This is a genomic window from Amaricoccus sp., from assembly GCF_017995835.1.
Lineage (GTDB): Bacteria > Pseudomonadota > Alphaproteobacteria > Rhodobacterales > Rhodobacteraceae > Amaricoccus.
In genome coordinates, this window is record NZ_JAGOID010000029.1 from 21,069 (window position 1) to 31,269 (window position 10,201).

Sequence of the window (10,201 nt, forward strand, 5' to 3'; positions counted from 1 at the left end):
GATACTTGCGTTCCGGCCAGCGGAAAATCAAGCCGTCGCCGCGCAGGCGGGCGAAGATTTGCACAGCGGAGTGTCAGTCAAGTGTCTGAAATTCATCGAATTAACATGAACGCGTTTTCGAGGGGGCGGTCGCGCATCCGGCCCGCGACGGGCGCGGGCCGGAGGGCGAGGCGGGCGGCCCTCAGGCGGCGAGCGCCTCGGCCGGGGGCTGCTTCGCCCCGGTCATGAACGCCACCGCATCCGACATGGTGTAGTCCTTCGGGTCGATCACGCAGAGCCGCTTGCCGAGACGATGGACGTGGATGCGGTCGGAGACCTCGAAGACATGCGGCATGTTGTGGCTGATGAGCACCACCGGCATGCCGCGTTCGCGCACCTGGAGGATCAGCTCGAGCACCTTGCGGCTCTCCTTGACGCCGAGGGCGGCGGTCGGCTCGTCGAGGATCACCACCTTGGAGCCGAAGGCGGCGGCGCGGGCGACCGCGACGCCCTGGCGCTGGCCGCCCGAGAGCGTCTCCACCGCCTGGTTGATGTTCTGGATAGTCAGCAGCCCGAGCTCGGAGAGTTTCTGGCGGGCGAACTTCTCCATCGCCGGCCGGTCGAGCTTGCGGAACCACGCGCCCATCACGCCCGGCGCTCGCAACTCGCGACCCATGAACATGTTGTCCGCGATCGAGAGCGCCGGCGAGAGCGCGAGGTTCTGGTAGACGGTCTCGATCCCGGCGGCCCGCGCCTGCATCGGCGAAGTGAAGCGGACCGGCTTGCCCTCGAGCCGGATCTCGCCCTCGTCGGGCGTGACCGCCCCGGAGATCGCCTTGATCAGGCTCGACTTGCCGGCGCCGTTGTCGCCGATGACGGCAAGGATCTCGCCCGGCATCAGGTCGAAATGGGCGTTGTCGAGGGCGGTGACGCGACCGTAGCGCTTCACCAGGTTGCGGGCGGTGAGGATAGGCTCGGCCATGGCGATTACCCCGCGACTTTCCGGATCCACTGGTCGACGGCGACCGCGGCGATGATGAGGACACCGATCAGCAGGTAGGTCCACTGCGGGTCGGTGCCGAGCAGGCGCAGGCCGAGGCCGAAAACGCCGTCGATGAGCGCGCCGAAGAGCATGCCGAGGATCGAGCCGCGGCCGCCGAAGAGCGAGATGCCGCCGATCACCACCGCGGTGATGCTCTCGATGTTGGCGAACTGGCCGGAGGTCGGCGCCACCGAGCCGATGCGGCCGATCAGCACCCAGCCGGCCAGCGCGCAGATGAGCCCGGAGATCATGTAGATCTGGATCAGCATCTTCTGCACCTGCACGCCCGAGAGCTCGGCCGCGTCCGGGTCGTCGCCGATGGCGTAGACGTGCCGTCCCCAGGCGGTGTGGGTGAGGATGTAGTTGAGCACGAGTACCAGCAACAGCATGACGACGATGCCGAGGGTCAGCGAGCCGACGACCGTCCAGCCGAACAGCTTCAGCAGCGGCGCCTGGGCGTCGAGGTCCTGGCTGCGGATCGTCTCGTTGCGGGAGTAGAGGAAGTTGGTCGCCAGCACGATCTGCCACATGCCGAGCGTGACGATGAAGGGGGGAAGCTTGATCCTCGCGATGAGGAAGCCGTTGATGTAGCCGATGATCGCCCCGACCGCGAAGCCGCAGAGGATCGAGATCGGCGCCGGCAGGCCGTAGCGGAAGGTGAACTGGCCCATCACGACGGAGCATAGCACCATGATCGCCCCGACCGAGAGGTCGATGCCGGCGGTCAGGATGACGAGGGTCTGCGCCGAGCCGACAATCCCGACGATCGCCACCTGCTGCAGGATCAGGGTCATCGCGAAGGGCGAGAAGAACTTCGATCCGAGGGCAATGCCGAAGATCGCCACCGAAAGCACCAACACGATCAGCGGCACCAGCGCCGGGTTGGAGTGCAGCACGTGCTGGATACGCTCGATCAACGGCTTGTCGTGCCGCTCGAAGGAGGCCACCTCGGTGGCGCTGTCCTTGAGGATCTTCTCGAATTCCTGGGACGGGTGGGTCTTGGCCTCGGCCATCGCGTGTCCTCCCCCAAAGGTGGCGGCCCGGCTCCCCGGCCGCATCGGGCGGAGGGGCCCCCGCGGGGGCCCCTCCCCAACGGCGACGGGTCAGCCGGTCAGCCCCAGCACTTCTCCAGGCCCTCGGCGGTCGTGATGGAGGGAACACCGTCGACCGGCTTGTCGGTGACCAGCACCGCGCCCGTGTCGAAGAAGTCGAGCCCCTCGGTGACGCCCGGCTTCTCGCCGGTGTCCGCGAACTTCTTGATCGCCTCGATGCCCATCGAGGCCATGAGCAGCGGATACTGCTGCGAGGTCGCGCCGATCACCCCCGCCTGGATGTCCCTGACGCCCGGGCAACCGCCGTCGACCGACACCACCAGCACGTCCGTCCTCCCGGCCGCCTTCAGCGCCTCGTAGGCGCCGGCGGCGGAGGGTTCGTTGATGGTGTAGACGACGTTGACCTCCGGGTCCTTCTGGAGGCAGTTCTCCATGGCCTTGCGGCCACCCTCCGCGTTGCCGTTGGTCACGTCGTGGCAGACGTTGCGGGCATCGGTCTCGTCGCCGATCTTCTTCGGGTCGCCGAGGTCGATCCCGAAGCCCTGCATGAAGCCCTGGTCTCGCAGCACGTCCACGGTCGGCTGGGACGGCATCAGGTCCATATAGGCGATCTTGGCGTCAGCCGCCTTGTCGCCCAGTTGCGCCTTTGCCCAGGCGCCGATCAGTTCGCCCGCCTTGAAGTTGTCGGTGGCGAGGGTCGCGTCGGCGGTGTCGATCGGATCGAGCGGGGTGTCCAGAGAAATCACCAGGATGCCGTTGTCACGGGCCATCTTGACGGTGTCGACGATGCCGACGCTGTCGGTCGGAACCAGCAGGATGCCGGTCACGCCGTCGGCGATGCAGGACTCCATGGCTGCGATCTGGCCTTCGAGGTCGCCCTCCTCACGGCCGGCAAGAGCCGTCAGCTTCACGCCCAGCTCGTCGGACTTGGCCTGCGCGCCTTCCTTCATCTTCACGAAGAAGGGGTTGGTGTCGGTCTTGGTGATCAGGCAGGCCGAGACGTCCTGTGCGACGGCCGGAGCCGCCGAGATCGCGGCGAGGCCCGCGGCCGCGAGAAGGCACGTCTTCACGGTTTTCGGCGTCATGCTGTGTTTTCCTCCCTGTTTGGTTGTCGCCCCCGGGCCCGCTCTACGGACTCCGGCCTGATACACGGAACCGCAGAATCGCGTCTCTGTCAATAAATAAATCACTCTGATTTATTTTTTGGTCATAGCTTGCCGGCGAGGACGGGAGGCCCCGAGGGAGAGCGGATGCGGTCCGAGGTCGAGCAGAAGTCGCCGGAGGCGGCGCAGGCGCAGGCGCGGGGGACGAATCAGGCCGGGATGCGCGCCTACAACGAGCGCCTGGTGCTGAGCCTCGTGCGCCGGCACGGCGCGCTCGCCAAGACGGAGATCGCCCGGATGACGGGACTTTCGGCGCAGACGGTCTCTGTCATCATGCGTCACCTCGAGGCCGACCGCCTGCTGCGCCGGGGCGAGCCGCAACGCGGCCGGGTGGGCCAACCCTCCGTGCCGTTGTCGCTCGATCCGGAGGGCGCGTTCTTCGTCGGAGCGAAGGTCGGCCGGCGCAGCCTCGAGATCGTCCTCGTCGATTTCGCCGGCGCGGTCCGCTGGCGGACGCAGCGGACCTACCGCCACCCGAGACCCGGCGACACCGTGCGCGCGATCGTCGAGGGCGTCGCGGCGGTGGAGGCGCTGCTCGGCCCCGCGGCGGCGCGGCGCATCGCGGGGATCGGTCTCGCCACGCCCTTCGCGCTCTGGAGCTGGGCCGAGGCGATGGGCGCGCCGGAGGCGGAGATGGCCGCCTGGCGCGACGCCGACCTGCGGGGCGAGCTGGCCGCGCTGCTGCCCTACCCCGTCTATCTGCAGAACGACGCGACCGCGGCCTGCGGCGCCGAACTCGCCTTCGGGGCCGGGGTCGACCTCAGCGATTTCCTCTATCTCCATGTCGGCGCCTTCGTGGGCGGCGGGCTGGTGCTCAACGGCGGGCTCGTCGCCGGGAGGACCGGCAATGCCGCGGCGCTCGGCTCGATGCCGGTGCAGGACGCCGGCGGGCGGATGGTGCAGCTGATCGAGATCGCCTCGCTCGTGGTCCTCGAGCGCCGGCTGAGCGCGGCGTCCGCGCCGGTGAGCGCGCTCTTCGACCTGTCGGGAGACTGGTCGATCTTCGAGCCCCATCTCGGGCGCTGGATCGCCGAGGCCGGGCGCGGCATGGCACAGGCGATCGCGGCGGCCTCGGCGGTGATCGAACTCGAGGCGGCGCTGATCGACGGCGCCTTCCCGGCGCCGGTCCGCGCCCGGCTCATCGTCGCGATCGAGGCGTCGCTGGCCGAAATCGACCTCTCGGGCGTTGATCCGCCGGCGATCCGCGCGGGCACGCTCGGTCCCATCGCCCGCGCCATCGGTGGCGCGAGCCTGCCGCTCTTCGACCGCTACCTCGTCGGGCGACACGCGCCTGCCGCAGTCTCCGGGCGACCGCAGCCCGGCCCCGGCTGACGGCGGACCGCCGGCGGCCGGGGCCGGGTTGACAGCGGACAGGTCGGGGGGGAGGTTCGCTCACCCTGCCCGACCACCCTCGGAGAAACGCGCATGCTCGTCGACGGCGTCCCCTATCGCACGATCTGGCCCGCCGACGACGGGCGGACGGTCCGGATCATCGAGCAGCGACGCCTGCCGCACGAGTTCGTCATCGCCGATCTCGTCACGCTGGACGACGCCGCCGTCGCCATCCGCGACATGGCGGTGCGCGGCGCGCCGCTGATCGGGGCGACCGCGGCCTGGGGCATGGCGCTCGCCATGGCGGGCGACCCCTCCGACGCCGGGCTCGCCGCCGCACGCGAGACGCTGGCGGCGACCCGGCCGACCGCCGTCAACCTGCGCTGGGCGCTCGACGCCATGCGGGCGACGCTCGCACCCCTCCTCCCCGGCGCGCGCCGCGACGCGGCGCGTGCCAGGGCCGCCGCGATCGCCGACGACGACGTGGCGATCAACCGGGCGATCGGCGACGCGGGCCTGCCGATCCTCGCCGAGATCTCGCGGCGCAAGGGCGGGCGGCCGGTCAACGTGCTCACCCACTGCAACGCCGGTTGGCTCGCCACCGTCGACTGGGGCACCGCGACGGCGCCGATCTACCGCGCCGTCGAGGAAGGGATCGCAGTCCATGTCTGGGTGGACGAGACCCGGCCGCGCAACCAGGGCGCGGCGCTGACCGCGTGGGAGATGGCCCGGCACGGCGTGCCCCACCACCTGATCGTCGACAACGCCGGCGGCCACCTGATGCAGCGCGGCGAGGTCGACGTGGTGATCGTCGGCACCGACCGGACGACAGCGCGGGGCGATGTAGCCAACAAGATCGGCACCTACCTCAAGGCGCTCGCCGCGCGCGACAACGGCGTGCCGTTCTACGTGGCGCTGCCCTCGCCGACGATCGACTGGACGCTGGCCGACGGCTTCGCCATCCCGATCGAGGAGCGCGACGAGGGCGAGGTCACCCATGTCTGGGGCCGGACCGAGCGGGGCGGCGGTCTCGACCGCGTGCGCATCTGCCCCGAGGAAACTCCTGCGGCCAACCCGGCCTTCGACGTCACCCCGGCCCGCCTCGTCACCGGCCTCATCACCGAGCGCGGCGTCTGCGCCGCCACCGCGGAGGGCCTCGCCGGGCTGTTCCCGGACCGCGCCGTGGCGTGAGTGGACCCGGCTCCAACTTGGGACAGCGGCCAATCTATCACTAACGGCGCAAATCCCGGCTCGCGGCAGGCGCGCCAAGCCTGCGCTCGGCGTGCTTGGGGGTTCAAGCTCGTAAGATGCGATCTTCTTCAGTAAGTAACCTGCCACGCTTTTGGCAGACGCTACAAACGGTTGCAATCCCACCAAACCGGCCACCCGGCGGAGGCCTCATATGGCGACTCCTACCCGGGCGCGCCCTACAGCAGCCCCAAACTCCGGAAAGACGCATCCGTCTCCCTGCCGATCACCACGTGGTCGTGGATGGACACGCCGATCGCGGCGCAGGCCGCCTCGACCGCCTCGGTCATGTCGATGTCGGCCTGGCTCGGCGTCGGGTCGCCCGAGGGGTGGTTGTGCACGAGGATGATGGCGCTCGCGTTGAGCTCCAGCGCCCGCTTCGCGACCTCGCGGGGATAGACCGGGACGTGGTCCACGGTGCCCCTGGCCTGCTCCTCGTCGGCGACCAGAACGTTCTTGCGGTCGAGGAACAGGATGCGGAAGGCCTCGGTGTCGCGATAGGCCATCACGGTCTTGCAGTAGCGCATCAGGGCGTCCCAGGACGAGATCACCTCGCGCTGCATGACCTTCGCCCTGGCCATGCGGTGCGCGATGGCCTCGACGACGCGCAGCTGGACATGCACCTGCGGCGTGATCCCGGGCACCGCCATCAGCCGCGGCTCGGGCGCGGCGATCACGCCGTTGAGGTCGCCGAAGGTGGCGAGCAGCGCCTTGGCGAGCGGCTTCACGTCGATGCGGGGGATGGCGTTGAAGAGCACGAGCTCGAGCAGCTCGTATTCCGGCATCGCGGCGTGGCCGCCCTTGAGGAAGCGCTGGCGCAGCCGCTCGCGATGGCCCCAATAGTGTGGCCGCCGGTCGGGCTCGGGCCGGCCGTCCGGCGCCGGCCCGGCGGGCTCCGGGCCCCCCGGCAGGATGCGGGCGAGCGGCGGCAGACGGCGCTCCAGCTCGTCGAGGCCGCGCATCGCCTCTTCCGAGAACCCCTGATTGCGCGGCCCGTCGCCCATGCCCGCCTCCTGCGAACGCCAGCGCAAAGGCTTGGCAGGGCACGGTTAACGGCGGGTTATCGAGGGCGCGGCCCGGCCGGCGGAACCTGACTGGTGCGGGCGGTCGGACTCGAACCGACACTCCTTGCGGAAAGGGTGTTTGAGACCCTCGTGTCTACCATTCCACCACGCCCGCGCGCGGCGCGCGAATCGCCGTCACGGCCGCATTGATAGTGGATCCGGGCGGCGGCGCCAGTGGCGGAATGCAGAAGTGGAGGTGCGAGCGCAGGTTGACATCGTTTGCGCTCACCCCCTAGTCATGCCCCGACCAGCTCGCAGCCTGGACCCGGGGACGCCAGCCAACCATCCGAACCTTCGTTGGTGGCTGATATGCGTATCGCTTTTCTCGGTCTGGCCAGTTCGCTAGCGCTCTTCGCCGCGGGCGCGCGAGGCCAGGAGGGCGGCGGCTCGTTCGTGCTCGACACGATCACCGTCGAGGGCGGCTTCGAGGAAGCGAGGGGGCCGTTCGAGGGATGGCTCGCCGGGCTGACCGCCACCGCGACGAAGACCGGCACGCCGCTCCTCGAGGTGCCGCAGTCCGTCTCGATCATCGGCCAGGCGGAGATGGAGGCGCGCGGGGTCACGCGGCTGAACGAGGCCTTCCGCTACGCCCCCGGCGTCTCGGCAGAGCTCGACGGTATGGACTCGCGCTTCGACGCGGTGACGTTACGAGGCTTCAGCACCGAGGGCGTGACCTGGCTCGACGGACTGCGCTTCCAGGGCGGGGGCGGGGCGGGGAACAACTGGACGATCCCGCAGATCGACCCCTTCACGCTGGAGCGGGTCGAGGTGCTGAAAGGTCCGTCCTCGACCCTCTTTGGCCAGATGTCTCCCGGCGGGATGATCAACCAGATCTCGAAGCGGCCACAACCGGCCGCGGCGCGGCGCGGCGAATTCACCCTTGACGGCTATGGCGAGCCGACCGTCGCGGTTGATCTGACCGGACCACTCACGGGCGCCGCCGACTACCGGCTGATCGTCAAGGGCGGCGTCACCGGCTCCGAGGTCAAGGACGGCGACCGGGACGAACTCCTGCTGGCGCCGTCGGTCGCGCTGACCATGCTCGAAGACGGGCGCCTCACCCTCTACGGCCAGTGGAGCCGCGACACGGGCGGCATCGACTATGCTTGGCTGCCCGCCTATGGCACGCTCTACGACAATCCCAACGGCGAGATCGACCGCGACCTGCTCGTCGGCGATCCCAACTTCAACCGCTACGACCGCGACCAGGCGATCGGCGGCCTCGAATTCGAGAAGCCGCTTACGCCATCGCTGACGCTGCGGAGCGCGCTGCGGTTCTCGCGAATCCACTCCGAGATCGACACCCTGCAAAGCGACATGTTCGCCTTCGACGACCCCGTGGCCGTGCCGGGCTCGTGGGACTGGCGTACCATCGAGCGCTACGCCGTGCAGGCGGAGGGGACGGCCAGGGCCGTCGCGGCGGACGCCTCGCTCTACTACAACGTCGCTATCGGAGCGGCGGAGCATCGGGTCGTCGCCGGCATGGACTATTTCCGCACCGACTTCGACGCCAGTCGCTACTCCGGCGAGGTTCTCGGCGGTCGGGCGGGAATCGACGTCTTCGACCCGTCCTACGGCGCCTCGGTCGGCGAGTTCGGCCTGCTCAGCGACCTGGACTCGCGGCTGACCCAAGTGGGCCTCTATGCGCAGGACCAAGTCGCGTTCGGCCGTTGGCGGTTCGTCGCAGGACTGCGCGGCGACTGGTCGCAGAGCGAGGCGACAGCGGTCTACGGCTATGGCGGAGTCGAGGAAAGCGACCAGACCGACCGCGCGCTGAGCGGCCGGCTTGGGGCTGTCTATCTCTTCGACAATGGCGTCGCGCCCTATGTCAGCTGGGGCACGTCATTCGAGCCGGTCATCGGCGCCACCGCCGAGGGAGACGCCTTCGAGCCGATGCGCGGCGAGCAGGTCGAGGTCGGGGTGCGCTATGCGCCAAGCAACGACATCCTGCTTTCCGCCTCGGCCTTCGACATCCGACAGACGAACAGGCTGACCGACGATCCGGTGAACGGCTGGCCCGACCAGGTGCAGACCGGCGAGGTGCGGGTGCGCGGCGCCGAGGCGGAGCTGCGCGCCGACTTCGCCAACGGCTGGTCGACGACGATCGCCTATACCTATCTCGATCACGAGGTGACAGCGAGCGAGATCCCCGAAGAACTAGGCCAGCCTCTGCTCGCGGCGCCGAACCATCAGGCCTCGGCCTGGGCCAACTACCACGTGCCATCAGGCACGCTCGCCGGCTGGCAGTTCGGCCTCGGCGTCCGCTATACCGGGCCGACGCGCGGGGGTGACATCGAGACGGCCTCGGGCTATGCTGGCATGTCCATTCCCGGCTATACGCTGGTGGACGCGCGCGTCTTCATGCCGCTGGCCGCGCTGGCGCCAGAGCTAGGCGAGGGCGCGGGACTGAACCTCAGCGTGAGCAACCTCTTCGACAAGACCTATGTGGCAGGCTGCGGCAGTATCTGGACCTGCGGCTACGGCTACGGTCGAACCGTGGAACTGACGCTGCGGGCGATGTTCTGACGGGCAGACAGCGTTGCGGGACCGGTCGCGACCGGCGCCAACGGCGGCCAGCGATTGCACGGGCTGGATAGGGGGCCGCACGGTGGCGGCCCCCGGGAGATCGCGTCACGCGGGAGGTCAGCGCCCGAAGGGGGCTGTCTCCTCGCCGGCGGCGCCGCCGATGTCGTCGAAGAGCTCCTGGATGTCGAACTCGGCCGCGGCGTCGGCCTCGGCCTGGAGTTCCTGGATCGTCTTGCCGGAGGCCTGCATGTCAGCCTCCTCCTGGCTGCGGGCGACGTTGATCGTGATCGTCGCCTCCACCTCCGGGTGGAGCGTGACGGTCAGTTCGTGCAGCCCCAGCTCCTTGATCGGCGCGTTCAGCTCGACCTGGCGGCGGTCGAGGCTGAAGCCCCCCGCGGTGGCGGCGTCGGCCGCGTCACGGGTGGTGACCGAGCCGTAGAGCGCGCCGCCGTCGGAGGCGGAACGGATCACGACGAAGGTCTGGCCGTCGAGACGGGCGGCGACCTTCGCGGCCTCCGCCTTGAGTTCGAGGTTGCGCGCCTCGAGCTGGGCGCGCTCGCCTTCGAACCGCTTCATGTTCGCGGGGGTCGCGCGCAGCGCCTTGCCCTGCGGCAGCAGGTAGTTGCGGGCGTAGCCCTGCTTGACCTTCACCACCTCGCCCATCTGGCCGAGCTTGGCGACGCGTTCGAGAAGAACGACTTCCATCTCTCAGCTCCTCACTTCACGGCGTAGGGGAGCAGCGCGACGAAGCGGGCGCGCTTGATCGCCCGCGCGAGCTCGCGCTGCTTCTTGGAC

Annotated in this window: 8 protein-coding genes, 1 tRNA gene and 1 pseudogene; 3 read left to right on the plus strand and 7 right to left on the minus strand. The window is 69.5% G+C overall.

The genetic code is table 11. The features are described 5' to 3' along the window. Window positions 1–181 precede the first annotated feature (181 nt). The 3 genes from KBA23_RS06840 to KBA23_RS06850 form a co-directional block, all read right to left on the minus strand. Window positions 182–961, minus strand: coding sequence for an ATP-binding cassette domain-containing protein (locus KBA23_RS06840; protein WP_290738437.1), 780 nt, complete (start codon window positions 959–961; stop codon window positions 182–184). A 5-nt stretch (window positions 962–966) separates the two neighbouring features. After that, on the minus strand, window positions 967–2,034 hold the full coding sequence (locus KBA23_RS06845) for an ABC transporter permease (RefSeq protein ID WP_290738441.1): 1,068 nt from the start codon (window positions 2,032–2,034) through the stop codon (window positions 967–969). Window positions 2,035–2,132: 98 nt separating this feature from the next. Next, entirely contained in the window at window positions 2,133–3,158 is a 1,026-nt protein-coding gene (locus KBA23_RS06850; RefSeq protein ID WP_290738443.1) for a sugar ABC transporter substrate-binding protein, read from the minus strand. A gap of 165 nt (window positions 3,159–3,323) precedes the next feature. Between KBA23_RS06850 and KBA23_RS06855 the strand changes: the two genes are divergently transcribed. After that, window positions 3,324–4,568, plus strand: a complete 1,245-nt coding sequence (locus KBA23_RS06855) for an ROK family transcriptional regulator (protein WP_290738447.1) — start codon at window positions 3,324–3,326, stop codon at window positions 4,566–4,568. Between the two features lie 93 nt (window positions 4,569–4,661). Further along, a complete protein-coding gene (gene mtnA, locus KBA23_RS06860) occupies window positions 4,662–5,759 on the plus strand; it encodes an S-methyl-5-thioribose-1-phosphate isomerase (RefSeq protein WP_290738450.1) in 1,098 nt (365 codons plus the stop codon). A gap of 236 nt (window positions 5,760–5,995) precedes the next feature. Here mtnA and radC read toward each other — a convergent pair whose 3' ends face one another. Next, window positions 5,996–6,820: a DNA repair protein RadC gene (gene radC / locus KBA23_RS06865; protein ID WP_290738454.1), complete on the minus strand. Its 825-nt coding sequence runs from the start codon at window positions 6,818–6,820 to the stop codon at window positions 5,996–5,998. A gap of 91 nt (window positions 6,821–6,911) precedes the next feature. Continuing rightward, window positions 6,912–6,995: transfer RNA gene (locus KBA23_RS06870), tRNA-Leu, on the minus strand. A gap of 194 nt (window positions 6,996–7,189) precedes the next feature. Between KBA23_RS06870 and KBA23_RS06875 the strand changes: the two genes are divergently transcribed. Continuing rightward, entirely contained in the window at window positions 7,190–9,406 is a 2,217-nt protein-coding gene (locus KBA23_RS06875; protein WP_290738457.1) for a TonB-dependent siderophore receptor, read from the plus strand. A 117-nt stretch (window positions 9,407–9,523) separates the two neighbouring features. On the opposite strand, the gene rplI is transcribed toward KBA23_RS06875, so the two are convergent. Then, on the minus strand, window positions 9,524–10,111 hold the full coding sequence (rplI, locus tag KBA23_RS06880; protein WP_290738460.1) for a 50S ribosomal protein L9: 588 nt from the start codon (window positions 10,109–10,111) through the stop codon (window positions 9,524–9,526). A gap of 11 nt (window positions 10,112–10,122) precedes the next feature. Beyond that, window positions 10,123–10,201, minus strand: a pseudogene (locus KBA23_RS06885) (30S ribosomal protein S18); the annotation flags it as partial.

Excerpts from the sequence above, each read along its gene's own strand:
- KBA23_RS06840 (WP_290738437.1), bottom strand. The coding sequence starts at position 961 with ATGGCCGAGCCTATCCTCACCGCCCGCAACCTGGTGAAGCGCTACGGT.
- KBA23_RS06845 (WP_290738441.1), bottom strand. The coding sequence starts at position 2,034 with ATGGCCGAGGCCAAGACCCACCCGTCCCAGGAATTCGAGAAGATCCTC.
- KBA23_RS06850 (WP_290738443.1), bottom strand. The coding sequence starts at position 3,158 with ATGACGCCGAAAACCGTGAAGACGTGCCTTCTCGCGGCCGCGGGCCTC.
- KBA23_RS06855 (WP_290738447.1), top strand. The coding sequence starts at position 3,324 with ATGCGGTCCGAGGTCGAGCAGAAGTCGCCGGAGGCGGCGCAGGCGCAG.
- mtnA (WP_290738450.1), top strand. The coding sequence starts at position 4,662 with ATGCTCGTCGACGGCGTCCCCTATCGCACGATCTGGCCCGCCGACGAC.
- radC (WP_290738454.1), bottom strand. The coding sequence starts at position 6,820 with ATGGGCGACGGGCCGCGCAATCAGGGGTTCTCGGAAGAGGCGATGCGC.
- KBA23_RS06875 (WP_290738457.1), top strand. The coding sequence starts at position 7,190 with ATGCGTATCGCTTTTCTCGGTCTGGCCAGTTCGCTAGCGCTCTTCGCC.
- rplI (WP_290738460.1), bottom strand. The coding sequence starts at position 10,111 with ATGGAAGTCGTTCTTCTCGAACGCGTCGCCAAGCTCGGCCAGATGGGC.